This is a genomic window from Citreicoccus inhibens, assembly GCF_019039035.1.
GTDB lineage: Bacteria > Myxococcota > Myxococcia > Myxococcales > Myxococcaceae > Citreicoccus > Citreicoccus inhibens.
Genome location: NZ_JAHNZT010000009.1, coordinates 43,955 through 67,644 on the forward strand (window position 1 = coordinate 43,955; position 23,690 = coordinate 67,644).

Sequence of the window (23,690 nt, forward strand, 5' to 3'; positions counted from 1 at the left end):
CTGACTCAAGCCCCGCGCAGCTCCTGCGCCTGTCTGTGCAGCGCGGGGTGGCTCGTCACGGCGGGAAGGCGGAGGACCTGCTCGGCGATCTGCTTCGCCGCGAGCGGAATCCGCTTCGCCAGCCAGAGCAGCCCCGCCGCGCGATCCGCGAAGTCCGACTCCTGCTGAATCGGCTCGAGCCGCGCCAGGAACTCACGGGCGATGACCTCCGGCTTGAACTGCTCCATGAACACGGCCGGCTTCATGTGCTCGCGCAGGGACTTTCGCTCCAGGGCCTCGGGGCGGTACTCCGCCAGGTCCATCAGGACGTGGAGCCCCGCCAGATTGAACATGCTCCACGCCTCCGCGAGCCGGTCCGGTGGCTTGCCCTCCAGACACGCGTCCGCCACCAGCGCGGCGCAGTGGATGTCTCCCAGCACGCTCACGCCATAGGTCCCCGGGTGGGCCGCCACGCCAGGAGTCGGGACGGCGAAGAGCGCGCGAGAGAGGAGGCGCCAGCAGCCCGTGCCGTCATTCAGTAGCGCGAGCATCATGGAGGTGTCCGTATCCAGGGAGCTGGCCCTCCGCACTGCCTGGCGAAGCGCTGGCATCACCTCGGGGTTGTTCTGCTCCGCCAGTTGATGCATCGCCCGCTGGCGCTCATTTTCCGTGGGGCCAGGGAACGGGTAGTCGGGATTGCGCACCAGCGCCCATGGCTCCACGGGCTGCATGCGCGTCACCGCGCTCAGGTCCGCGGCCGCGTCCCGGCGCTGGCGCTTCAGTCGCGCCACCTCCGCGTCGCCGGCCGCGCGAGCGAGCAGGTCCTGGAGCGTCGTGGCCGCGAACTGCTTCAAATAGAAGTCCGCTTCCCGCTCCTTCACGGCCTCCAACTCACGCCGAGCCTCCGGTCCACCCAGGGCACCCAGCACGCGCAGGCCCGTATGGCGCACCAATCGGCTGTGCTCGGGGGCCAGCGCGCCTCGGGCGGCCTGGAGCGCCCGCTCCCCGTGCGGCGCGAGCAGCTCGGGGATCCGCCGGCTCGCCACGGCGTCGCTCCACAGGGGGTAGTAGCCGCGCAGCAGGGCTTCCGCATCCAGCCGGACGACGGACCAGGCCTCCTGCGCCGCGGCATGGTGCGGGGACAACTCTTGCCGCGCTTGTTTCAGCCAGCGCTTCTTGGGTGACAGCAGGGTCTCCGGCTCATACGCCCAGAGGCTGGGCCGCGTGGCCACGGGGGCGAGCGCCATCGGCGCGACCTGCACCTGGGCGGAGAGCCGCGTCACCGCGAGGCTCACCACCTGGAACACCTTCATGAAGTCGTCCAGGCGCTCCTGTGACTCGGGGCGCCCGGCCAGGGCCTCCAGCAACGCCCCCGGTTTCTCCAGGCCCAGCGCCTTCAGCCGCGCGGCCAGCGGCGCCACCTCGCGAGGCTCCAGCGCGGCGAGGCCGTGGGAGAACAGGTCGGCGAGCGTGTCGCGCGTCTCAATCAAGGCGAGCGCCGCGTCGGACGCGCCCGCCTCCCGCGCCGCGTCCGCCCGCTCGGTGCGGGACAGCGTGCTGGGCTCCAGGATGCCCCCATTCTGGAAGAGGACGAACTCCAGCGCGTCCGCCGTCTCCACCACCAGGGCCATGGGCTGAAGCGTGGGCAGCGCCTCGCTCATCCGCACGTTCCCGAGCACCGCCCGGAGTGTCACGCTCTCCAGCGCGACGTGCAGGAACTCCTCCAACTTCGCGTGGGTGGGGAGGAACAGCGCCTGTCCGTCCGCGTCCACCAGGTGCGCTCGGCCCTTGCCAATGCGCAGCGCCTCCGCGCGGACCACCACGGGCAGCGCGTGGGGCGTGAACAGGCGCTGGCTCTGTTGGATGAAGGCCGCCACCGCCGAGGCCACGTTCGGATGCGCCACCGCCAGCAGCGCCTTCAGGTCCACATGCTCCGCGGCTTGCCGCGTGCGCGACTTCACCTCCACGCGGTGGGGTGCGAAGCCCGGGTACTGGCTTCCCATCGCCTGGTGGAGCACCTGGCCTTCGTCGGACGGCCTCGGCTGCTCATCGGACGGGATGCGCAGCCGCTCGCGGTAGTGCCTCCCCGAGTCCACGTCCACGTAGCGCATCTCGTAGCGGTAGGTGTCGGAGTTTTCCTCGCGGGGGCAATACTGGAACCCGTACCCCAGCAGGCGCAGCCCGGAGACTGGCGCCGGCTCCGCGTTCGTCCACTCCTGGTCGATGAGCGCCTCGACGAGGGCGTCCTCCATCGGGTCGCCGCCCAGATGCTTCTGGAGCTTGCGCGCCGCGAGCTGCATGTGGACGAGCTGCTCGGTGTACTCCGTGGGCTCGAAGACCGGGCCCCTGCTCGCGGAGATGGTCTCCAGGCATTTCGACAACGCCTCGGCCTGCTCGGCCATCCGAGGCAGGCCGTTGGCCCGCAGGGCGGTGGCCACCTCGCCCACTTGTCCTGGGCGCTCCCTGCCCATGGCCGCCACGCCCGACAAGCTCAGCTCCTTCACCAGCGTGAGCACCTGCTCCACGCCCGCCTGGCGCAGCTCCGCCGAGTCCGGCGCGCCCTTCTTCACGTCGCGCTTGTTCGCGGGCACGTCGGCGGAAGGCGCGGGCGCCGTCGCGGTGGCGAACGCCTCCGGCATCCGGGACCAGGCGACGAGCAGCCCCGCCGCGTGCTTGCAGAAGGGCCGCGAGCGCGCCGCCGGACACGAGCACGCTCCCGACACGTCCGTCGCGTCCTCGCCGAAGGTCACGGTGACTTGATACTTCGCCGAGCCCGAGCCGCGCGCCCGCCCGAGGAGTTGGTTCTCGTGGCAGGCCAGCTCTGACAGGTGCTCGCTGTCGACCAGCGCCATGCCCTTCGCCAGCTCGCTGCCATCCTTGATGAACGCCGACAGCCCCGCGACTCCCCCCGTGATGCGTCGTACCTCAGCCAAGCGTCACCCCGGACTCGATGGACGCCATGAGCGGCGTCAGGTCTTGATTGCGCAGCACCCGGTCCATCACCTCCGCCAGCTTGCGAGGGGGGCACCCGAAGCAGGGGATTCCCAGCGCGGTGAGCCGGCGCGCCATGTCGGTGTTGTAGGCGGGCGCGCCCGCGTCGGACAACGCCAGCAGACACACCACGCGCGCCCGGGACTCCACCAACTGGCGCATCCGCGCGACCAGGGCCTCCTCGTCGCCGCCCTCGCACAGGTCCGAGATGAGCAGGAACAGCGTCTTCTCCGGCCGGCGCACGTGGTTCTCGTGCGCGTAGGCCACTGCCTGGTGGATGTCCGTGCCGCCACCGAGCTGCGTGGAGAAGAGCACCTCCAGCGGGTCGGTCAGGTGCCTGGTCATGTCCAGCACCTGGGTGTCGAAGAGGACCAAGCTCGTGTTCAGCGCGTTCAGCGACGCGAAGATGGCCGCCATCACCGCGCTGTACACCACGCTCTCCGCCATGGAGCCGGACTGGTCCACCACCAGCGTCACGTCCCATTCGTGGCGCTGTCGCTGGTTGGGCCAGAAGTAGATGCGCTCGGGCACCAGCCGCTGGTGCTTTGCGTCCCAGCCCTTCAGGTTCGCGCGCAAGGTGCGCTTCCAGTCGAGGTTGCGCGCCAGGGGCGCCGGGCTCGTGTTGGCGCGCCGCAGCGCCCCCAGCACCGTCGTGCGCATCGTGGCTTCGAGCTGCTTTCGCAGCGCCGTCACCACGTCGCGGACGATGGCGCGCGCGCGCGCCTTGGCCTCGTCCGGGACGAGGTCCCGCGAGGCGAGGATCGCCTTCACCAACTCGAGGTTCGGCTCGAGCAGGGGAAGGGACTCCGGATCCTGGAGGAGTGGCGCCAGCCCTCGCCGTGCGATGACCTCCTGCTGGACCAGCGCGAGCGTCTCTCCCTGGAAGAAGCGGCGCATCGCGGCCAGCCAGTCGGGCATGTACGGCTGGGATTTGGACAGGTCGCCCGTCCGAGGTCCGTAGACGTACGAGAGCATCCCATCCAACAGGGGCAGCTGCTCCTCGCTGTCCAGGCCCAGTGACACCCCGCTCGGCGCCAGGGATTCCAGCGAGGGGATGAGGCCCGTCTTCTCGGCCTCGGGCCCCAGCACGAGCCGCCAGCGCGTAAGCGCGTCGCGGTCTTGCGCGCTCATAGCAGTCCATCCAGGTCATCGAGCATCTTGCCCAGGTCCGCGTTCAGGTCGCGCATCGCCGCCTGCTCCTTCGCGTCGAGCTTGGGCGGGCTCGCGGCCTCGTTGCTCTGCGCCAGCGCCGTCACATGCTGGAGGAGGTGGCGCCGCTCCGCATCGCTCAAGGCTCCGAATGCTCGACGCAGCATGGGAAGAGCCTGGATGAAGTGCTCGGCGCGCAGGCCGCGCAGGAAGACATCCAGCGTCCTCACCACCTCGCGGTTCCTCACCAGCGCGAGCGCGTTCACCTGGAGATAGCCCTCCAGGAAGAGCGCGGACGCCCCGGGGGCCACCGCGCGCGACAGCCGTCGCTCCAACGCCAGGGCCACCGCGTCCTCGGGCAGCTCTCGCGCCAGGTAGAGCAGGCCCATCGCCAGGCCCGAGAACGTCGGGTTCACCTCGGTGGAGGCCATCAGCCCCCGGGCCTCGGCGAGCCAGCCCTCCTTGTCCGCCAGCGGCTGCGACAGCGCGGCCTCGTGCAGTGTGCGCAGCGCGTTCGAGACCAGGAAGACGTCATGGGCCGGGCTGCCGCACGCCTCGCGCACGCGCAGCAGCGCCTGGGTGAACGTCCGCTGGCCCAGGGCGGCCACGGCGTCATCCCCCAGCTCGGAGCGCGTCCGCGATGAGCCATACGCCATCAGGCCGAACAGCGCCCGCGCCGCGGACGCCAGCGAGCACAGGTCCTCGTCCATGGCCGCGTGCGAGTCCACCGCGCGCAAGGCCGCGTCCACGGTCCGGGAGCAGCCCGTGAGGACGGACTCCAACAGGATCTCCGCCGCCGCGCCCGTCGTCTTCGCCGCGTCCAGCCGCGCCTGGAGCACGCGCGTCGTCACGCCCTCCAGCGTGATGCCCAGCGCCAGCTTCTCCACCAGCGCCGCGTCGGTGGCCGGCGTCCACCGCGCCTTCCAGGACTCGCGCACGCGGCCCAGCGCGGTGATGCCGCCCGCCGCTTGCTCCTCGTTGCGCTTGTCGTGGGTGCTGCCCACATGCGTCGCGTAGGGGACGCCCATCACGCGCAGGCGGTGGAGGAACACGGACGTCCCCACCTCCAACGCGTTGTTGAGTTGCAATGAGAAGGGCTCGGGGCGGTCCATCCGCGGCAGCCAGCGGGAGTCCACCTCGTGCCAGAACTCTTGCTGGAGCGGGTTCCGGCCGGCGCGGCTCGACACCTGTCCCACCTGATGCCCGATGACGCTCTTCCAGAGGAACGCGTCCGCGTGGCTCGCGTCGCCCCGGCACAGCGTGGCCACCGTCGCCTCGCGCAGCTCGTCCAGGCCCGGTGCCTGCTTGTCCCGGAGGCTCGCCAGCGTCATCGCCAGCCGGTAGGACTCCAGCACGTCGTCGAGCGACGCGGTGAAGCCCCGGCCGCGCAGGCTCGCCGCGAACTCCAGCAGCACCTCCAAGGTGGCGCGCCGGAAGTCCCCCTGGGCGTCGTGGGCCCGCTGGTAGAAGCGGGGCGCGCGATTGCCCGCGCCGTAGCCGAGCTGCTCCGACAGCCGAGGGAAGCTGTACGGAATCACCGTCACCGTGCTGGGCACCGCGGGCGGCAGGCGCTGCGCCAGCGCGAGGTCCACGTCCCCCGCGGCGAAGGCCGCGACGTGGGCCGCGCCCGCCACCACCGCCACGCGAGAGGGCGCCACGCCCGAGGCCACCACCTCCAGCAGCCGCCGCGCCATGAAGGCGTCGCGCTGACGGTGGACCTCGTCGCGCGGCTGCATGTTGAGCACGGCAGCCCAGGCGAGCAGCACGGCGCGGAATTGCTCGGGGCGCCAGTCGGGGGCCTCGAAGTCGGCCTCCCAGAACTCCTCGAACGAGCGGTAGCCCCGCGCCCGCGCGATGGCCTCCACCGGAGACGGCCCCGACGCGGGCGCGGAGGAGGACTCGGGTGTGCGCTTCACCGTGAGGGTCACGCCCACGGGCAGGTCGATGAACTCCGCTCGGGCGCCGTGCTCCCGGGCCCAGCGCAGGGCCTGGTACTCGGGCGAGTACGCCGCGAAGGGCCACATCGCCGAGCCCTGCGTCCCGTCCGTGCGGTATCCGAGCAGGGCCACCGGTGGCACCGTCCGCGCGTCGCACAGCACCTCCACCAGCGCCGTGGCATCGCACGGCCCCTCCACGAGCACCACGTCCGGCCGCACCTGCTCCAGCCAGCGGGAGAGCACCGCCGTGGTGCGGGGCGAGTGGTGACGCACCGGGAACAGGTGCATCTGGGTCAGGGGCGTCAGGTCCATCAGCGCCTCAGCAGCTTCTTGCTCTCGGCGTACAGGCTCTTCCACGGCCCGGTGCGGACCTTCGCCACGGTCTCCATGTAATCGCGCAGGGCCTGCTCGTCCTCCTTGCGCTCCTTCGACACGGCGCCCAGCAGCGACGCGGCCAGCTCTTGAGACGTCACCTCGCCCGTGCCGAACTGCTCCGCGAGGATGGCGCTGTTGAACAGCACGCTGATGGCCTCGGACGTGGACAGCACGGTCTCTGGGGGGCGCACGCGCGTCCTTCCATCCAGCGTCACGCCTCGGCGCAGCTCTTGGAAGAGGGTCAGCAGCACCCGAGACAGCTCCTCGGAGGGGGGCACGCCCGTCGCATATTCCGAGCGCAGCTCCGCCTCGCGCATCGTGACGATGCGCAGCTCCTGCTCCAGGTCCTCCACCACGGGCACGGTGACGAAGTTGAAGCGGCGCTTGAGCGCGGCGCTCATCTCGTTGACGCCTCGGTCCCGCGTGTTCGCCGTGGCGACGAGGTTGAACCCCCGCTGCGCGCTCTCCACCCGGCCCAGCTCCGGGATGGACACCTGCTTCTCCGACAGGAGCGAGATGAGCGCGTCCTGAATCTCCGACGACGTGCGCGTCACTTCCTCGAAGCGGGCGAACTGGCCGGCCCGCATGGCGCGCAGGATGGGGGAGGGCACCAGGGCTTCGGGCGTGGGGCCGAGCGACAGCAGCAGCGCGTAGTTCCACGCGTACTTGATGTGGTCCTCGCTGGTGCCCGCGGTGCCCTGGATGATGAGCGAGGACGTGCCGCTGATGGCGGCGCACAGGTGCTCGGACAGCCAGCTCTTCGCGGTGCCTGGCTCGCCCACCAGCATCAGCGCCCGGTCCGAGGCGAGCGTGGCGATGCACACCTGCACGAGGCTCCGGTCGCCTACGTACTTGGGAGAAATCTTCACGCCGCCCACGGGCGTGTCACTGCCCAGGATGTAGGTCTCCACCGCGCGAGGCGATAACCTCCAACCTGGTGGGCGGGGGCGGCTGTCATGCGCCGCGAGTGCGTCCAGCTCGGTCTTGTACTTGGTCTCGGCAGGCAGGCGGATGTCCGGCATCCAGCGCACGCTATCCAGGGCGTCTGACGTCCCGCAATGCAGGGGGGCCCCAGGAGTGGGGCCGCGCTCCGAATGCCCGGGGTGAAGCCAGGGTGACTCAGGAGGTCTTGTTGCCCGAGCGCGACGAGAGCCCGGAGAACTCGCGCGCCACGTCCGCGAAGGCTCGCAGGGCCGGGGACATGCGCGCACGGCTGGGGAAGTAGAGGAACAACCCGGGGACGACGGGGGCGTACGGCTCCAGGACCGCGCGCAGCGCGCCACGCGCGAGCTGGGTCTCCACCAGCGGCTCGAACGCGTACGCCAGCCCCATGCCCGCCTCCGCCAGCGTCATCATCAACGCGCTGTCGTTGGTCGTCACCGGCCCCGTCACCGGCACGCGCCAGTTCCGGCGGCCGCGCTCCAGCTCCCACGCATAGCGGGCGCCGGAGGTTTCTGACTGGATGCAGATGCAATCGTGTTTCAGGAGGTCCTCGGGCTTCTGGGGCGTCCCGCGGCGCGCCAGGTACGCCGGCGCGCCCACCACGAGGAACCGGCGCTCCGTCGACAGGCGAAGCTGCACCATGTCCCGCTCGATGGCCTCGCTCAGTCGGATGCCCGCGTCCAGCTCCTCCTCGACGATGTCCACCATGCGGTTCTCGGCGCGCACATGCACCTCGACCTTCGGGTGGCGCGCGAGGAACACCGGCAGCAGCGGCGCGAGGAACACCGGCACGGCCATGGTGGGCACGGTGAGTCGCACGCGGCCCGTCACCTCGCCCGGCCGCGCGGTGACCCGCTTGAGCGCCTCCATCGCCTGGTTCACCGCGGGCCCCGCGTCCTCCAGCAGCCGGTGTCCCGCGTCCGTGAGGGCCACGCTGCGCGAGGTGCGCGTCAGCAAGGTGACGCCCAGCCGCGCCTCCAGCTGGCGCACGGCCTGGCTGAGCGCGGACGGGGAGAGGGCCAGGTCCGCCGCGGCCGCCGCGAAGCTGCGTCGGCGCGCGACCGCGAGGAAGGCATTCAGCGCGTTGAGCGGAGTGGTGGCCATCGTGTCACTGTCCTATCGGCCCCGCTCCGCTCACGCCAGTCGGGAACCCCGTCACTCCTTCGGCAGGCTGGCCATGTCGATGACGAAGCGGTAGCGCACGTCGCCCTTCATCATTCGCTCGTAGGCCGCGTTGACGTCCTGGATGGGGATGAGCTCGACGTCGGACGCGATGCCTCGGGCGGCGCAGAAGTCGAGCATCTCCTGCGTCTCCGCGATGCCGCCAATCATCGAGCCCACCAGCCGCTTGTTCCCGGTGATGAGCGAGAACGCGCTCACGGGCGTCGGCGTCGGGGGCGCGCCCACCAGCACCATGGTGCCGCGCGGGCGCAGCATGCCCAGGTACGCGTTGTAGTCATGCTCCGCCGAGACGGTGTCGATGATGAGGTCGAAGTGGCCGGACAGCCGCTCGAACGTGGTGGGGTCCGTCGTGAGCGCGAAGCCCTGGGCCCCCATGCGGCGCGCGTCGGCCTCCTTGCGGGTGGACGTGCTGAGCAGCGTCACCTCGGCGCCCATGGCGGCCGCGAGCTTCACCGCCATGTGCCCCAGTCCGCCCAGGCCCACCACGCCCACGCGGTCTCCCGGCTTGCAGTTCCACTGGCGCAGCGGTGAGTACGTGGTGATGCCCGCGCACAGCAGCGGCGCGGCGCGGGACGGCTCGATTCCCTCGGGGATGCGCACCACGAAGTGCTCGGTGACGACCATCCGCGCCGAGTAGCCGCCGTAGGTGGGCGTCTTCCGGTCCATCTCCGTGCCGTTGTACGTGAACGCGGTGCCCTGCTCGCAGAACTGCTCCGCGCCGTCGCGGCACTGCGAGCACGTCCGGCACGAGTCCACCGTGCAGCCCACGCCCACCAGGTCTCCCACCTTGAACTTCGTGACGCCCGAGCCCACGCGCAGCACGCGGCCGACGATTTCGTGGCCGGGGACCATGGGGAAGAGGCCGCCCCCCCACTCGTCGCGGGCCTGGTGGATGTCGGAGTGGCAGATGCCGCAGTACAGGACGTCGAACACCACGTCGTGAGGGCCGGGCTCGCGGCGCTCGATGGTGGTGGGGGCCAGGGGCGCATGGGGCGTGGCGGCCGCGTAAGCAGGGGTCTTCATGGTCAGGTCTCCGTCGGTGCTGTCGAGGTGCCCAGATATGGCCCGAGACCCTCGTTCGGGAAACACGAGGAGTCTGCATGGCCCGTGTAGGAAAACTTCACGACCCCCGAGGCGGCCCGACGCGCGTTGTCGGCGTGGGCTCGGCTGAGCAAGACGCGGGCATGCGCGCGCTCGCCATCGTTCGCTATCGCCGTCCGCTCGAAGAGATGTTGCCCCACGTGGAGTGGCATCGCGCGTACCTGGGCGCGCTGCTGCTGCGCGCTCCGGACGCGGACGCGCATGCCACGCTCGACCGCATCCGCGACGGGGAGCCGTTCACCCAGGCGGGCGTCGCCCGGTACGACTTGCTGTCGTGGGTGCCCGGCATCGGACGCGAGTCGCTCGACACGCTCGCGCGTTCGAGGCTCGCCTCACGCGTAGATTTCCGCGCTCTCGGTGGCCATGGCCACGCGCCGGTTCACCTGGTCCAGGCGTTCGTAGCGCTCGCGCAGCATGTCTCGGTAGGCGTGCTGCTCCGCGTGGGCGATCTCCTCCAGCAGCAGTCGCAGCGCCGCGTCCAGGGCCTGCCTCAGCTCGCGCGCGTCCTCGTCCGACAGTTCCAGCAACATGGCGGAGCCCTCCTTCTCCAAGGTTAGGCACCCGCTCTCGAGAGTCCGCGTGCGGGCCGCCCGGGACGGGGCCACGGGTCGCTCCAGGCGCCCCCTCCGCCTCCTGCCGTCGAGCGGGAATGCGCCGCGCGCCGCTTCCATCGGGGAGCATCCGCCGCACCGCGTGCCCGCCCCCTTCCCGCGCGGACGCGTCCGCGTCTCCACCTTGAATCCAGGGGCGTGAACGAATCCCCGATGCCCCGGCCACTCCAAGGAGGCTCCCGATGGTCAAGCAGGGAAGCGTGCGCGAGGGCATGACGGTGCGCGCGGCGGATGGACACAAAGTGGGGCACGTCGTGGGCGTGGGCGACACCCACTTCGAGCTGGAGAAGCACCTGGTGCCCATTCCGCGTCGCGACTACCTCATCGAGTACGGCGACGTGGACATGGTGCGGGGGCACGAGGTCTTCCTGAAGCAGGCGGACCATCCCTTGCTCACCTTGGAGATCGACGACGACGGCGGCGCCTTGCCCCCGCGCAACAGCCGTGGCCTGGACTCGGAGCCGAGCAACGAGACGCCTGGGATTGCCTCACCCTCCTGAGTGACGCGTCGCGCGCTCCTCGCCGGGAAGGGCGGAAATTCCAACCTGCTGGGCTGGACAACCGTCTGAAATCATTCAGGTAAAGGCCGCAAGGCATGTCAGACCGTCAGGTTAGACCTCCTCCTTCGACCCGACGTCCAGGTGGGGGACATGCGACGGCTTTCGGCTTCTTGCGTCACGGTGGCGCTCTTCACGGTGGTCTTCTCTTGCAGCTCCGGTCCTCGCGCGGACACGGGGGCGTCGGAGCTTTCTGGCGTGCCTGGCGCGTTGCTCACGCCGCGGCGGTTGCTGCCCTTCGTCCTGTTGGAGGATGGGCGCGTGTTGGCGGCGGGAGGCCATGACGGGCATCGCACGCTGACGGCGTGCGAGGTGTTCGACCCCGAGACCGGCGAGTGGCACGCCACGGGCGCGCTGCACACGGGGCGGCGCAATCACGCGACGGTGCGACTTGGGGACGGGCGCGTGCTGGTGGTGGGGGGCACCAACGGTCTGGCGATGGGCGCGCTCGCGAGCGCGGAGGTCTTCACGCCTTCTACGGGGACGTGGACGGAAGTGGCGCCCATGCGCGAGCCGCGCAATGACCCGGCGGTGGTCCTGCTGGCGGATGGGCGCGTGCTGGTGGCGGGAGGCACGGATGTGGATCGCCGTGTGCTGCGCTCGGCGGAGTTGTTTGAGCCGATGACGGGCACGTGGTCTCCAGCCGAGCCGCCTGCGTTCGCGCGAGGTGGCGCACGGACGGCCGTGCTGCTGGGAGATGGTCGAGCGCTCTTCGCGAGTGGTCTCCAGTCGGAGCTGTACGACGCGACCACGGGTCACTGGGAGAAGGCGGGCCTGGTGGGCGGCGCGGCTGGCACGCATCGCTTGGGGCACACGGTGACGTTGCTGCCGGACGGGCGCGTGCTCGTGGTGGGCGGCGTCACGCAGCGCGCGGCGGAGACGGCGGAGGTGTTCTCTCCGGTGACGGGCGCGTGGACGCTGTTGCCCTCGCCCACGGTGCCGCGTGAGAACCACGCCGCGGTGGTGACGTCCGAGGGCGCGGTGCTGGTGATGGGTGGGGAGCACTACACGACGGGAGCGCTCGCGTCGGTGGAGCGCTTTGAGCCGACGACGGACACGTGGTCCCCCTCGCCCGCGCTGCACGACGCGCGCGAGGGCGCCACCGCGCTGTTGCTGCCGGATGAGACCGTGGTGCTGGCGGGGGGCTGGAACGAGCTGGGAACGCTCGCGTTGAGCGAGGCCTACGTTCCGGACAGCTGCGTGCCCGCCACATGCGCGACGCGAGCGGGCGCATGCGGCGCGATGGCGGACGGCTGCGGGCGCGTGCTCGACTGCGGCCCGTGCACGGTGCCGGAGCGCACGGGCCCGTAGCGCGCGTGGAGGTCGCGTGTCGCTGCGCTCCGTCATCGGTGCAAGGTGCCGGAGCGCAGCGGCCCGGCGCGCGCGTGGCTAACTCGCGCTGGCACTCGTGCTGCGTGTTGGTGCGAAGCGGTTCGTCGTGCTCAGCAGCGAGCGCGCATCGCATCACGCTGGTGCCCATGCTCCGGGGCTGGCGCGACGCGGCCCGTTGCCCCTGAGGCCTCGGATTCGGCGCGAAGTCCGCGCATCGCGCCGAGTTTCCGGGAATGGTGGCCAGCCGAGGGAGCGAAACGGGTCCGAGGCCATCGCATCGCGGCGGCATGAGAAGTCCTCGCGTGCCAGACTGCGCGCCATGCGCACTTGGAAACGGTTCCTCTTCCTTCCGCTCGTCTGTTCCACCGCCTGCGCCACCGCGAACTCGGCTGCGTCGCCGGCCGTTGCTTCACCCGCGCCAACGGTCACCCCGGCCGCGCCGTCGCCCGTCGCGAGCGCCGCCGTGGAGCGGCCCTTCGGAACGCTGCGCGAACAGGCCGAGCGTCAGCAGGGCTGGCTGCGCGAGCGCCTCACCGTCGCGGTGCCCGAGCTGATGCGCAAGTACGGCGTGCAGATGTGGGTCGTGCCCATGCGCGAGTACAACGAGGACCCCGTCTTCAAGGCGCTGGTGTCGCCCACTACCTTCGCCGCGCGCCGCCGCACCATCTACGTGTTCTTCGACCGCGGCCCGGAGAAGGGCGTGGAGCGGCTGGCCCTGGGCGGAGGCTCGCAGGGCGGGGTGTACGAGCCGCACCGCGCGCAGCAGCAGGTGGACCGAGGCGGCGCCACGCGGGCCGCCGAGCTGTGGGGCCCCGAGCAGTGGCAGGTCCTCAAGCAGGTGCTGGAGGAGCGCCAGCCGAAGTCCGTCGCCATCAACGTGTCGCGCACCTTCGCCTTCGCGGACGGCCTCTCCCATGGCGAGTACGAGGGCATGGCCGAGGCGCTCGGGCCGGCCTGGATGAAGCGCTTCAAGCCCGCGGGCAACCTGCCCGTGGACGTCATCGCGTGGCGGAGCGCGGACGAGGCGCGCTTCTACGAGGACCTGACGAAGCTCGCGTGGAACGTCATCGAGACGGCCTTCTCCAGCCAGGTCATCACCCCCGGCGTCACGCGCACGCAGGACGTCCAGTGGTGGATGCGCCAGCGCCTGGGCGACCTGGGCCTGGACACGTGGTTCCAGCCGGACGTGGACGTGCAGCGCCAGGGCGCCACCGAGGAGCAGGTGGGGGAGAACCCCGTCATCCAGCGCGGCGACGTGCTGCACTGCGACTTCGGCATCACCGCGCTGCGCCTCAACACGGACACCCAGCACATGGGCTACGTGCTGCGCGAGGGCGAGCAGGACGCGCCCGAGGGCCTCAAGGCCGCGCTCCAGCGCTCCAATCGGCTCCAGGACATCGTCACCGCGGAGCTGCGCCCTGGCCGCACCGGCAACGACATCCTCCGCGCCTCGCGTGAGCGGATGAAGGCCGAGGGCATCGACGGCACCGTGTACTCACACCCCATTGGCCTGCACGGCCACGGCGCCGGGCCCATGATTGGCCTGTGGGACCGGCAGGAGGGGGTGCCCGGCAACGGCGACCACACCGTCATCCCCAACCAGTGGTTCTCCATCGAGTTGCAGGCCACCAGCCCCGTGCCGGAGTGGGGCGGGCAGCAGGTGCGCTCGGCGCAGGAGGAGGACGTCACCGTGGATGCGTCCGGCACCCTGCGCTGGGCGTGGCAGCGCCAGACGCGCTTCCACCTGGTGCGCTAACCGCCGCGCCTTACTGCGGAGGCGCCGCGCCCGTGAGTGACCGGAGCAGGCCCACCAGGGCCTGCTTCTCCTCCGAGTCCAGCCCCAGCTTCTTGATGGACTCGGAGCGCTTCCCCGGGAAGGTGCCCTCGGGGTCGCCGCCCTTGTCGTAGAAGTCCACGACGTCCTCCAGCGTGCGCAGCGAGCCGTTGTGCATGTACGGCGCCGTCAGCGCCACGTTGCGCAGCGTCGGTGTGCGGAAGGCGCCCTCCAGCTCCTCGCGCTTCGTCACCAGGTCCGTGCGCAGCCGCTGGAGCCGCTTGGCGTCTTCGCCATCGGGGGCGTCGCTGTAGGGGCCCGCGGCGTTGAAGGTCCAGTCCAGCAGCCCGTCCGCCACCGCGCCGCGCCCGCGCTGGCTCTCCGCCGCGTCGTCGCGCAGGCCCAGGTTGTGGAACGCGCCGTTGTCGCTGAGCGTGGCGCCCTTGTGACACAGGATGCACTGGCCCTTGCGGAGGAACGTCTTGAGGCCCAGGTACGCGGGGTCCTTCGTCTGGGTGCCGGCCTCCACCGCCGCGAGGAAGCGCTTCACGTCCTCGTCGAAGGGCGCCGCCGTGCGGTTCACCCCGGCCTCGTAGGCGGCCAGCATCTTGCCCACGTTGGCCAGCAGGCGGTTGCCGTCGGACTCGTCCGCCGGCGCTCGGTTGAAGAACTTCTGGTAGCTCTGCCGGTAGTCCGCGTCGCCATCCAGGTGCGTGCGCACGATGTCGGCGTTGGAGTTCATCTCCACCGGGTTCGTCAGCGGGAGCACGGCCTGGGACCACAGCTCGTCCGCGCGGCCGTCCCACATGTACCAGGTGTTGAAGCCCGCGTTGATGATGGTGGGCGGGTTGCGCACCGTCCGCTGACCGTCGCAGCCCTCGGCGGTGGGCGTGTCCACGGTGCGGCCCTCGCCATCGTGACAGCTCTGGCACGACACCGTCTTGCAGCGCGACAGCCCGGGGTCATGGAACAGCCGGTTGCCCACCCGGAAGGCCTCGGGGTTGCCCTCTATCCGGTTGGTGGCATCGCGCGGCAGCGGGGTGCTGCCCAGCGGCGACAGGTTCCGCAGGTCGTCGAGCTCGTCCTCGGAAGGGAAGGGGGCTTCGGACTCGCACGCCACGCCCAACAGCCCCGTCAGGGCCAAGGCGAGGGCCTTGCTACGCACAGAGAATGCTCTCATCGCCGGGGGTTCCTTCGTCCATGGCCCCCCGTGCCGGCCGCTGCGCCCCGGGAACGAGCCACCGAGCGAGCTTGCCGCCCCCACCCCAGTGATGCAATCCGGAATTCCCCGCCGACCCCACCCGCGCCAACCCGAAGACAGGCGGCGCGAGGGTGGGGACTACGGGCCCGCCACGCGCCGAATCAGGACGCGCAGGTGAGCTGGAAGTCGCGAAGCGCCGTCTGGTACTTCTGCATCTTCAGCGGGGCCTCGCCCGGGGTGGCGGTGGGGGCCGTGCCGTTGGTGCACTTGACGTCCGCGCCCACGACCAGGTCGATCTTCAGGTCCGTCTCGTGCGGCAGGCCCGACACGGTGTACTGGCAGCGGTCACCGCGTTGGGTCAGCTTGATCATCCCGTTGCCCAGGGCCGCGCCCGGAGCCGCGTCGGAGGAGACGACCACGCGAACGCTGTCGCACGGGTTGCCCTGCAGGCCGCCCTTCGGCAGCGAGACCACGCCGCTGACCGTGGACGTGCCGCCCGGCCCGCCAACGCTCCCCGTGGTGGCGCAACCCGTGGCGGCCAGAATCAGTGCGGCAACAGCAATGCGAGACATGGAGTCCTTCTTTCAGAAGAAGAGAAAAGTGAGTGGTGGCGGCGGGCTGCCGTCCAGGCAACCTACGTCGCGCGCCACATACAATTGCTTCGGGAATTCATTCCACGTTGGTGATGCGCCCCGGAATGGGGAACTGGCAGGGAATCCCGGGCGAGACCGCACTCCGCGTCGGGACAGAGAGGGACCGGAGGTCTCGGGGATGAGCGCGGTTGATGCGTCGAATCAATGACAGACATACCCACTCTCGGGACAAATCCATCCATTCCCAAAGATGAACATTCGTCCCGCCTCTGGGAATGCCTGTCAGGTCGCGCGACAGGGGTGGCTTGAGAGGGCGAGCCCGATCGCCCGCGTGCCCCGACATGCGACCGTGACGCTGCTCGCCTGCCTGCTGCCGTCGGCTGCGCCCGCGCCCACGGTGAAGGGGCAGGGAGAGGAGACGCTCATGTCGATGCAGAGGCAGGACGAGACGCTGTCGTGGTCGGGGCTGGGCGTGGGGACGGACCGCCCATCCTTCCTGGCGAAGGTGCGCGAGCAGCTCCCGGACTACGAGCCGGAGCAGGCCTCGGAGGCGGTGTGCTGCGGGCTGTCGGCGTTGTTGCCAGAGGGGCTGGTGGCGCAGATCCGCCAGCAGCTCCCCGAGGATTCCCGCTCGTTGATGGAGGGCTGCGAGCGCCAGCCGGGCGCGGACGCGGGCCGGATGGACCGGGATGACTTCTACCTGCACGTGGCCAACCACCTGAACGCCGAGCCGGAGAACGTGCGGCTCGTGCTCCACGGCGTCTTCGCCGCGCTCCAGACGCAAATCACGGAGGCGGAGGCCCGGAAGATTGAAGGGCAGCTGCCGCGCTGGCTGGCGGGGACGTGGGCGGCGGCGCGGCTGGGGATTGACCGGCCGTCGTAAGCGGACGCGGCGCCTCGGGGCTCGCGTTGGGGCCCCGGGCGCCGCTCGAGCCGTCAGTACGTGCCGCCCAGGGACAGCGTGGCCTGGTAGCGCCCGCTGCCGGCGTCGTTGCCCGGGGTGGGCGCGAAGTCCTGGCCCAGGAGGAAGTCGTAGTTCACGCGCGCGTCCGCGGTGAACACCTTGCCCATCTGGTAGCGCAGGCCCACGCCCACCGGCGCGTACGCGCTCGTGTCGTCCTTGAAGCCCAGCTGCGCGCCCTGGACGTCGTTGCGGATGTTGAAGTGCTCGAAGCCGATGCCGCCCAGCACGTAGGGCTGGAGCCGCGTGTCGGTGAGGTCCGCCACCAGCGCCGCCTGCCCGCCGTTGCGCACGATGTCCGGCCCGTCCGTGATGCCGCCGTGCGTGCGGCCCCGGGTGTCGATGTCCGAGAGGCCGCCGCTGTAGCCCAGCTCCAGCCCGAGCATGGGCACCGGCCGGTAGCCCACCACCGCTCCATATGAGGCGCCGGGTTGCAGCTCGGGCGCGAGCTTGCCCGTGTAGCCCTCCATGCCGCCGCCGATGAGGGCATAGAGGCCCGTGCTCGCCTGCTTGCTCTCGCGTTTGACGGTGACCGTCTCGGTGGAGGTGTACGTCTGGCGCGTCGACCGGTAGTCGTCCTCGGCCAGCGCCACGCTCGCTCCCAGCGCCGCCGCGCATGCGCCCACGCGAATGATGGTCCTCATGATGTCCCGGACTCCTTTCGTTCGTTCGAAGCGCAACGTGGAGTGCACGCGACTCAAGGGCAACGGGATGGGCCGGAAGGGCCTTCCTCGTTCACCCGGTGGGCACGCGCTGGGCGCACCGGGTGAACGCCGCTCCCCACCCTGGGCGGGGTGGGGACACGCCTCAGGGCAGCCGAGCCAGCGCGGCCCTGGCCTGCACCAGCCCGTGGCCATAGCCGGAGTCCCGGCCCGGCGGGCCCAGGTCGCGGGCGGAGGACTCCAGCGCCTCGCGGACCTGCAGCGGCGTCAGCTCGGGATGGGCGCTCCACACCAGCGCGGCCACCCCGCTGACATAGGGCGTGGCCATGGACGTGCCGGACGAGTAGGCGTAGTCGACCGGCCGCAGCGAGAGGTGCACGTCGTGGCCCACCATGCGCCGCAGCAGCACGGTGCTGGACGCCTGGCTGATGGTGACCGCGGGCGCCCAGTGCCCCTCGCGAGGCAGCGCGGCGATGTCCACCGTCCCCCCTGCCCGCGAGTCATCCGGCCCGAACACGACGGCGCGCGCGCCCTGCCGCATCACCGTGGCCGTGGCGTCATCGACGGACACCAGTCCCGGCCGCACGTACGCGATGAAGCCGTCGCACGTGCTGCCCAGGCAGGAGCCGAGCGAGTCCCCCTCGCCGCAATCCACCAACTGCCCCACCGCGTCGCCCGCCGGCGCGTACATCAACGAACGCGACACCGGGTGCATGCCCTCCACCTCCAACTCGGAGAAGGCGCCCAGCCCCCGCGGAAAGGTGGACAGCACGTCCACGCCCGGCGCCACCAGGCTCAGCTCCGGCCCGCCGGACGAGAACGAGGCGCGGCGCGCCTGCGAGTCCACCGCGCCCACCGCGAGCACGGACGGATCCGCCGCCGGGTACAGCACGGGGCCGCCCCCCTGGTTCCCCGCCGCGGCCACCACGAGCATCCCGTGGTCCAGCGCGGCCTTGAACGCCTCCTCCGACAGCCGCGTGCCCGAGCCGCCGCCCAGCGACAGCGACGCGACGCGCGCGCCCTGCTGCTCGCACCACTCGAGCGCCTCGAAGACGTAGCTCATCTGCGTGCGCCCGTGCGTGTCGAGCACGCGGGCGATGAGCAGCTCCGCCTCGGGCGCCACGCCCACCACGCCATCCGGTCCCAGCACCGGCGCGCCCTGGCCCCCTTGTCCGTGCCGCGCCGCGAGGATGCCCGCCACGTGCGTGCCGTGGCCCTCGCCCCACACGCCGCCCTCGCTGTCGCTCGGGTCGTCATCGCCGTAGAGGAAGTCCTTGCTGGCGACGATGGCGCCCCGGAACTCCGGGTGCTGCACGTCCAGCCCGCTGTCGATGACGCACACGCGCACGCCTCGGCCCGTGGGCGCGCCCGGGTCCAACTGGCCATCGCCGTCCGCGTCCCACACGTCCGAGGCCTGCACCATCCTCAGGCCCTCCATCTGCTCGGACGGCCAGGCGCCCAGCGCGGTCGCCGTGGCGGCCCCCAGCGCGGCGGCGTGGGGCAGCGCCTGGCTGAGCCACACCTGATCCGTCTCGATGCTGTCCACGCGAGGGTCCGCCGCCAGCCGCGCCCGCTCCTCCGGACTGACCCGCGCCGCCACGGCCGGGATGTTCCGGTAGACGATGTTCACCTTCTCGCCCGCCACCGCCGCGGCGCTCACGTGGCGCCGCTCGCGGTAGCGGATGAGCACCGGCTCCCGTCCATCCTCGTCCACCTGCCCCGGCTCGATGACCGGCGCTGACCGCAGCCCCTGCCGCGCCTGACCCGGACGCGGGAGCACCTGGGTCGTCTGGCCTGGACGCATGCCCGCGATGACACCTGGGCACACCTGGCCCTGGGCCTGGGTGGAGGTCGACACATCCAACGCACACGCCGAAATCGTCAGGAGTCCGATGAGTCCCCATCGCCGCATGACCCGCTCCTTCTCTTCACGTCGCCGGTGGACTGCGGGGGTTCACGGCCGAAACGATTCCGGCCACACCGGGCTCGCGTGCTCTTGAGGAAGTGCATCGCGCTCCGGCCCGGCAACGGCTCGGGGGGCCGTCTGGCCCTGGGGGTGTGCCGGTTCACATGGCATGTGTTGCCGTGATGACCTGCTTTCCGCGTTATCGGCGGGGCTTGGCGGTCCCCGCGCAACCCGCTGAAAAGTGGACCGCGTGGAGGTGGGCACACCTCCGCCGTTCGGAGGCGGTCCGCGACCTTCGTGCAACGCCGCATTCGGCTCTGCGTATTGGTCCGTTGCACGGACAGTTGTGCCTGGAGGGTCTGACATGGCCCCCCAGGGTCGGGCCTGTCACTTCCGAGCGACCGCGGTGTTTGAGCGGGGGAGCGTCCTCGGGGCGGCTTGATTCCGCATGTGCCCCGTGGTGCGCTCGGGACCGAAGCCATGAGCACCGCACCGACAGAGTCGCCCCGATTTCTGGGGCGTTACGAGCTCGTCCACCTCTTGGGGCAGGGAGGGATGGGCGAGGTGTACCTCGCGAAGCTCTCGGGGGCGGCCGGCTTCGAGAAGCCCTGCATCGTCAAGACCATCCTCCCGGCGTTGCTGAAGGACCGGCAGTTCCTGGACCGGTTCCACCACGAGGCCAAGGTGCTGGTGCACCTGGTCCACTCCTCCATTGCCCAGGTGTACGACATGGGGGAGGCGGACGGGACGTACTTCATGGCGTTGGAGTACGTGGCCGGGGTGGACCTGGCGTACCTGCTGGAGCAGGCGCGCGCCCAGGGCCGGGCGGTGCCGCTGCCGGTGGCCCTCTATGTGGGCCAGAAGATGGCCGAGGGCCTGGGCTACGCGCACCGCAAGGTGGGCCCGGACGGCGAGGCCCTGGGAATCGTCCACCGCGACGTGTCCCCGCACAACGCGATGGTGTCGTACGAGGGCGAGGTGAAGGTCATCGACTTCGGCCTCGCCAAGTCCGCGGCGCGCAGCAAGTACACGCTGCCGTCCACGGTGATGGGGAAGCTGGGGTACATGTCCCCGGAGCAGGTGCGCGCCGAGCCCCTGGACCACCGCAGCGACATCTACTCGTGCGCGGTGGTGCTCTGGGAGATGCTCGCCGGCCGCACGCTCATCCCCCACGGCACCGTGGGCGAGATGATGGCGGCCATGTCCCAGCCGGTGGTGCCCTCGCTGCAAGGGCTGCGGCCGGACGTGGACGCCGGGCTGGATGCGGTGGTGCGGCGCGCCCTGACGGCCTCTCCCGCGGACCGCTATGCGCGCGCGGATGACTTCGCCCGAGCCCTGAACGCGGAGCTGCTGCGCGTGGGCACGCCCCTGGGCGCCGAGGAGGTGGGCCAGTTCGTCCGCGCCCTGTGCCCGGACGCCTTCGCCGCGCAGCGGAAGCTGATCGCCAAGGTGTCGAGCAATCCCGGCGGGGTGGCGCGCACGCCTCCGCCCGGCGCGGGCGCCTACGGGACGGGCCTCTACGGCGTGAGCCCCGCGCCCGGCATGACCGACGTCTCCGGCACGGGGCCCACGGTGGTGCGTCCTCGCGATGCGTCCGCGCCCGGTGCGAGCCCGGGCTCGGGTGGCGTGGCCCGCGAGGGAGAGCAGGTGGACGCCGCGGCGCTGGGCGCCACCACGGTGCGTCCGCCCAGCGGGCCCACCGCGCCGCTGCCCTCCGCCAACGCCGTGACGCCGGCTCCGCTCGCGGCGCCCGTCGCCGCGATGCCCACGGTGGCCGAGCCGCCGCGGCGTCGCGCTCGGGGGCTTGGGGTGGCGCTGGCCGCGCTGCTGCTCGTGGGCTCCACCGCCGCCACCACCGCGTACTTCATGAAGGAGCGACTCCAGCCGAGCGAGGCGGGCGGGCCCGTGGCCCTGGCCGAGCCCGGGCCTCGACCTCCGCCGCCTGGACCTCCTCCGCATTCCCGTCCGCCTCCGCCGCGTCCGGGTGAGGCCGGTCCTCCTCCGCCGGGCGAGGAGCCTCGCGAGCCACCCCCCGTGGACGAGCAGGGCCGGCCCATCTTCGGCCGACCGGAGCCGGTTGCGCCGGGCGCCGAGGTGGCCGAGGCCGCTGCCCCGAGCGCGTCCTCCGACGCGGGCGCGGCGGTGCCCCACGCCGCGGAGCCGGCGAGCGCGGAGGCGATGCCCGCCGTGGGGACGGGCCCGACGGCGGTGCCCGAGGTGAAGCCCGCGTCGGTGACGCGTCCCCGCAAGGCCGGGGTCTACGTCGCGGCGAAGTCCGTGGCGGAGGTGAAGGCCGTCCGAGGCGAGTTCGTCATCCCGGGCGCGGAGGGCCCCGGGCTCGACGCGAGCACGTCGCTCCAGGTGGTGGGGCTTCCTGTGAAGGCGAAGGGCGGCAAGCGGCGCCTGCTGGGCTGGGCCACGGTGGAGCGGTTCCGGCCGAGGCTCGGCATGGTGCAGCTGCGCTTGGATGACGACGCGTTCGCGGCGGAGGAGCCCCGCTTCGTGGTGCTGCCCGACCAGGTCGCGCCGGCGCCCGTCGCGGAGGCCCCCGCGGCCGTGACGCCTCCTCCCTCTGCCGAGCCCCAGAAGCCCGTGGGCATCAAGCTGGAGGGCCGCGTGGTGGTGCAGAGCCTGGGCGGACTGGGCCTCCTCAACCGCCGCTACGTGGTGCACAACGCGAGCAGCGTGCCGTGGACGGACTGCAAGATCATGCGCGCCGCGCAGGAGAGCGCCCGCATCCCCCGCGTGTTGCCCGGCCGCCCCATGTCCGTCGCGTTCGGCGACTTCAAGTGGGACGACGACGTACCCTACTTCCAGCAGGAGAACCGGCTGGTCATCCAGTGCCTGGAAGGCTCGGGCGAGTTCTACGTGAGCCGCTGACGCAGGGCCGCCCGGGATGGGCGGCCCTCGCGCCCCGAAGCACGTCGCGAATCACTTCGGGAGTCGCTCCGAGGCCACGGGGCACGCGGCGACCACCTGGCTGACCTCCGGGTCACCTCGGCGTGCATCGCGCACCGCGCGCGACAGCGACGTCTTGCACTCCCACGTCACGTCCCGCGTCCCGTGACAGCAGTGCCAGCCCGTCAGCGTGCGGCCCAGGTACTTCACCAGCTCCTGCTTCGTGGGCATGACGATGAACCACGCCGCGGCGGCCAGCAGGGCCACCCAGGGGAGCTGGGGCAGCAGCGCCTTCAGCCACGCCACGACGCCGGGCCGCAGCGTCTCTGCGTGCACACCCTGCGCCTCGTCCAAGGGCCGGCGCTGAAGCACCGGTTGCATGGGCAGCTCCAGCGGCGCGGTGAACGCGCGCGCCAGTCCGCGCCCCAAGCCGGGAGGTTGACCGTCGCGCACCAGCCGGATGCCCAAGAGCTGCCGTCCCAGCGTGCGCCCCGTCAGCCCGCCCACCGCGCACACGAGCAGCCAGGCGAGGCCGATGGCCACCGCGAGCGCCGCGTGCGTGCGGTCATGCTCCAGGGCGCGCAGGGCACCCCACCCCCAGAGCCCGGCGGACACGAGGTCCAGCAGGTCCGCCACCCACACGCGCCACTGGAGGCGAGCCGCCTCCGACACCGTATCCGTCGAGAACAACGTCCCGTGAGTCATCTGCCTCTCTCGCGGCGCCACCATAGTCCGTCGCGCGCCGAAGGGCCCGGACGTTCGCCGGGGGACTCGGTCCGCCTCGTGACACTCGTCCTTTCCAGTGCTGAGCGCTGGCCCGGCCGGATGACGGCCGGGGAACACCGTGCGTGGCGGACAGTCCTCGGTGTCGGACAGGGCCTGTAGCCTTCAGCGGGCGTGATTTCGCTGGATGACAGCCTGTGGCCCCTGCTCATCGCCCGCTTCGAGGGGCCACACTCGCCCGATGAGTTCGAGGCCTACCTCGACCGGGCCGCTGGCTACTTCCGCCGCCGCGAACCCATGGTGATGCTGGTGGACGCCCGGGACGCGGTGGGCATGCCGCCCGCGCAGCGCCAGCGGCAGGCGGAGTGGCAGCGCCAGCACGAGTCCGTGCTGCGGCACTTCAACCAGGGCACCGCGTTCGTCATCACCTCGCCGGCCGTGCGGTTGTCCCTGAACGTCATCCTCGCGCTGCGCCCGCTGGTGGCGCCGCACGTCGTGGTGCCCACGCTGCGGCAGGCGATTGGCTGGGCGGCGGACCGCTTCGAGGAGACGGGACATCGTTTCCCCGCGCTCCGGCTGCGCACGGCGCTGTTGGGCTCCCGGCGGGGCAGCGGCTAGCGCGGGCCCGCGCGTCCCGGGGCACCCGGCGGCGGCCCGAGGCGCGGAGGTTGGTCGGTCACGACCGGGGGGCGTGGCGGCTGTCCGTTTCCGGCAGTGGCGCGCCGTGCCACGGGCTCCCATCTTCCCTCCAGCGCGGTGCGGCGAGCCCGTGGCGGGCCTCGGTGCGCGCGCGAAGGCCATGACCCCGGAAGCGGG

At 71.5% G+C, this 23,690-nt stretch carries 18 protein-coding genes; 6 read left to right on the forward strand and 12 right to left on the reverse strand.

Translation table 11 applies throughout. The annotated features are described in order from the left end of the window. Positions 1-5 precede the first annotated feature (5 nt). The 7 genes from KRR26_RS13710 to KRR26_RS13740 form a co-directional block, all read right to left on the reverse strand. A complete protein-coding gene (locus KRR26_RS13710) occupies positions 6-2,912 on the reverse strand; it encodes a HEAT repeat domain-containing protein (protein WP_217080019.1) in 2,907 nt (968 codons plus the stop codon). Beyond that, positions 2,905-4,101 carry a VWA domain-containing protein gene (locus tag KRR26_RS13715; RefSeq protein WP_217080020.1) on the reverse strand — a complete coding sequence of 399 codons (1,197 nt, stop codon included), beginning with the start codon at positions 4,099-4,101 and terminating at the stop codon, positions 2,905-2,907. Before KRR26_RS13715 ends, KRR26_RS13710 begins: the two co-directional genes overlap by 8 nt. After that, the gene (locus tag KRR26_RS13720) at positions 4,098-6,368 is read right to left on the reverse strand and encodes a DUF5682 family protein (RefSeq protein WP_217080021.1); all 2,271 of its coding nucleotides are present in this window, start codon (positions 6,366-6,368) and stop codon (positions 4,098-4,100) included. The genes KRR26_RS13715 and KRR26_RS13720 overlap by 4 nt, the downstream gene beginning before the upstream one ends. Further along, positions 6,368-7,453 (reverse strand): ATP-binding protein, encoded by a 1,086-nt coding sequence (locus KRR26_RS13725; RefSeq protein WP_120210883.1) that lies wholly within the window; start codon positions 7,451-7,453, stop codon positions 6,368-6,370. Before KRR26_RS13725 ends, KRR26_RS13720 begins: the two co-directional genes overlap by 1 nt. Positions 7,454-7,550: 97 nt before the next feature. Then, positions 7,551-8,477, reverse strand: coding sequence for a LysR family transcriptional regulator (locus KRR26_RS13730; RefSeq protein ID WP_217080022.1), 927 nt, complete (start codon positions 8,475-8,477; stop codon positions 7,551-7,553). A 51-nt stretch (positions 8,478-8,528) separates the two neighbouring features. Beyond that, on the reverse strand, positions 8,529-9,578 hold the full coding sequence (locus KRR26_RS13735) for an NAD(P)-dependent alcohol dehydrogenase (RefSeq protein WP_120210881.1): 1,050 nt from the start codon (positions 9,576-9,578) through the stop codon (positions 8,529-8,531). Between the two features lie 410 nt (positions 9,579-9,988). Beyond that, positions 9,989-10,186, reverse strand: coding sequence for a hypothetical protein (locus tag KRR26_RS13740; protein ID WP_120210928.1), 198 nt, complete (start codon positions 10,184-10,186; stop codon positions 9,989-9,991). 263 nt (positions 10,187-10,449) lie between these two features. Here KRR26_RS13740 and KRR26_RS13745 point away from each other — a divergent pair, with 263 nt between their 5' ends. The 3 genes from KRR26_RS13745 (at position 10,450) to KRR26_RS13755 (ending at position 13,912) form a co-directional block, all read left to right on the forward strand. Continuing rightward, entirely contained in the window at positions 10,450-10,767 is a 318-nt protein-coding gene (locus KRR26_RS13745; RefSeq protein ID WP_120210880.1) for a DUF2171 domain-containing protein, read from the forward strand. A 150-nt stretch (positions 10,768-10,917) separates the two neighbouring features. Next, a complete protein-coding gene (locus KRR26_RS13750; protein ID WP_217080023.1) occupies positions 10,918-12,135 on the forward strand; it encodes a Kelch repeat-containing protein in 1,218 nt (405 codons plus the stop codon). Between the two features lie 340 nt (positions 12,136-12,475). Then, positions 12,476-13,912, forward strand: coding sequence for a M24 family metallopeptidase (locus KRR26_RS13755; RefSeq protein WP_120210878.1), 1,437 nt, complete (start codon positions 12,476-12,478; stop codon positions 13,910-13,912). 10 nt (positions 13,913-13,922) lie between these two features. Here KRR26_RS13755 and KRR26_RS13760 read toward each other — a convergent pair whose 3' ends face one another. Both KRR26_RS13760 and KRR26_RS13765 read right to left on the reverse strand, forming a co-directional pair. After that, on the reverse strand, positions 13,923-15,110 hold the full coding sequence (locus KRR26_RS13760; RefSeq protein ID WP_120210877.1) for a cytochrome-c peroxidase: 1,188 nt from the start codon (positions 15,108-15,110) through the stop codon (positions 13,923-13,925). 182 nt (positions 15,111-15,292) lie between these two features. Continuing rightward, positions 15,293-15,703 (reverse strand): hypothetical protein, encoded by a 411-nt coding sequence (locus KRR26_RS13765; RefSeq protein ID WP_120210876.1) that lies wholly within the window; start codon positions 15,701-15,703, stop codon positions 15,293-15,295. Between the two features lie 352 nt (positions 15,704-16,055). Here KRR26_RS13765 and KRR26_RS13770 point away from each other — a divergent pair, with 352 nt between their 5' ends. Further along, positions 16,056-16,607, forward strand: a complete 552-nt coding sequence (locus KRR26_RS13770) for a DUF2267 domain-containing protein (protein WP_321202815.1) — start codon at positions 16,056-16,058, stop codon at positions 16,605-16,607. Positions 16,608-16,660: 53 nt separating this feature from the next. Here the strand turns inward: KRR26_RS13770 and KRR26_RS13775 are convergent, their stop codons facing one another. Continuing rightward, positions 16,661-17,329, reverse strand: coding sequence for an outer membrane protein (locus tag KRR26_RS13775; RefSeq protein ID WP_120210926.1), 669 nt, complete (start codon positions 17,327-17,329; stop codon positions 16,661-16,663). Positions 17,330-17,492: 163 nt separating this feature from the next. Beyond that, entirely contained in the window at positions 17,493-19,259 is a 1,767-nt protein-coding gene (locus tag KRR26_RS37630; protein ID WP_120210875.1) for a S8 family serine peptidase, read from the reverse strand. 474 nt (positions 19,260-19,733) lie between these two features. On the opposite strand from KRR26_RS37630, the gene KRR26_RS13785 reads away from it, so the two are divergent. Next, entirely contained in the window at positions 19,734-22,133 is a 2,400-nt protein-coding gene (locus KRR26_RS13785; protein WP_217080024.1) for a serine/threonine protein kinase, read from the forward strand. A gap of 51 nt (positions 22,134-22,184) precedes the next feature. Here KRR26_RS13785 and KRR26_RS13790 read toward each other — a convergent pair whose 3' ends face one another. Continuing rightward, complete coding sequence (locus KRR26_RS13790; RefSeq protein WP_120210873.1) at positions 22,185-22,856, reverse strand: RDD family protein; 672 nt, start codon at positions 22,854-22,856, stop codon at positions 22,185-22,187. A 192-nt stretch (positions 22,857-23,048) separates the two neighbouring features. Here KRR26_RS13790 and KRR26_RS13795 point away from each other — a divergent pair, with 192 nt between their 5' ends. Further along, entirely contained in the window at positions 23,049-23,492 is a 444-nt protein-coding gene (locus KRR26_RS13795; RefSeq protein WP_120210872.1) for a hypothetical protein, read from the forward strand. Positions 23,493-23,690 lie beyond the last annotated feature (198 nt).

What these genes read in the sequence shown, in the direction of transcription:
- KRR26_RS13755 (WP_120210878.1), top strand. Translation starts at nt 12,476, where the DNA reads ATGCGCACTTGGAAACGGTTCCTCTTCCTTCCGCTCGTCTGTTCCACC.
- KRR26_RS13765 (WP_120210876.1), bottom strand. Translation starts at nt 15,703, where the DNA reads ATGTCTCGCATTGCTGTTGCCGCACTGATTCTGGCCGCCACGGGTTGC.
- KRR26_RS13750 (WP_217080023.1), top strand. Translation starts at nt 10,918, where the DNA reads ATGCGACGGCTTTCGGCTTCTTGCGTCACGGTGGCGCTCTTCACGGTG.
- KRR26_RS13745 (WP_120210880.1), top strand. Translation starts at nt 10,450, where the DNA reads ATGGTCAAGCAGGGAAGCGTGCGCGAGGGCATGACGGTGCGCGCGGCG.
- KRR26_RS13775 (WP_120210926.1), bottom strand. Translation starts at nt 17,329, where the DNA reads ATGAGGACCATCATTCGCGTGGGCGCATGCGCGGCGGCGCTGGGAGCG.
- KRR26_RS13725 (WP_120210883.1), bottom strand. Translation starts at nt 7,453, where the DNA reads ATGCCGGACATCCGCCTGCCTGCCGAGACCAAGTACAAGACCGAGCTG.
- KRR26_RS13715 (WP_217080020.1), bottom strand. Translation starts at nt 4,101, where the DNA reads ATGAGCGCGCAAGACCGCGACGCGCTTACGCGCTGGCGGCTCGTGCTG.
- KRR26_RS13760 (WP_120210877.1), bottom strand. Translation starts at nt 15,110, where the DNA reads ATGAGAGCATTCTCTGTGCGTAGCAAGGCCCTCGCCTTGGCCCTGACG.
- KRR26_RS13785 (WP_217080024.1), top strand. Translation starts at nt 19,734, where the DNA reads ATGAGCACCGCACCGACAGAGTCGCCCCGATTTCTGGGGCGTTACGAG.
- KRR26_RS13735 (WP_120210881.1), bottom strand. Translation starts at nt 9,578, where the DNA reads ATGAAGACCCCTGCTTACGCGGCCGCCACGCCCCATGCGCCCCTGGCC.
- KRR26_RS37630 (WP_120210875.1), bottom strand. Translation starts at nt 19,259, where the DNA reads ATGCGGCGATGGGGACTCATCGGACTCCTGACGATTTCGGCGTGTGCG.
- KRR26_RS13730 (WP_217080022.1), bottom strand. Translation starts at nt 8,477, where the DNA reads ATGGCCACCACTCCGCTCAACGCGCTGAATGCCTTCCTCGCGGTCGCG.
- KRR26_RS13720 (WP_217080021.1), bottom strand. Translation starts at nt 6,368, where the DNA reads ATGGACCTGACGCCCCTGACCCAGATGCACCTGTTCCCGGTGCGTCAC.
- KRR26_RS13740 (WP_120210928.1), bottom strand. Translation starts at nt 10,186, where the DNA reads ATGTTGCTGGAACTGTCGGACGAGGACGCGCGCGAGCTGAGGCAGGCC.
- KRR26_RS13790 (WP_120210873.1), bottom strand. Translation starts at nt 22,856, where the DNA reads ATGACTCACGGGACGTTGTTCTCGACGGATACGGTGTCGGAGGCGGCT.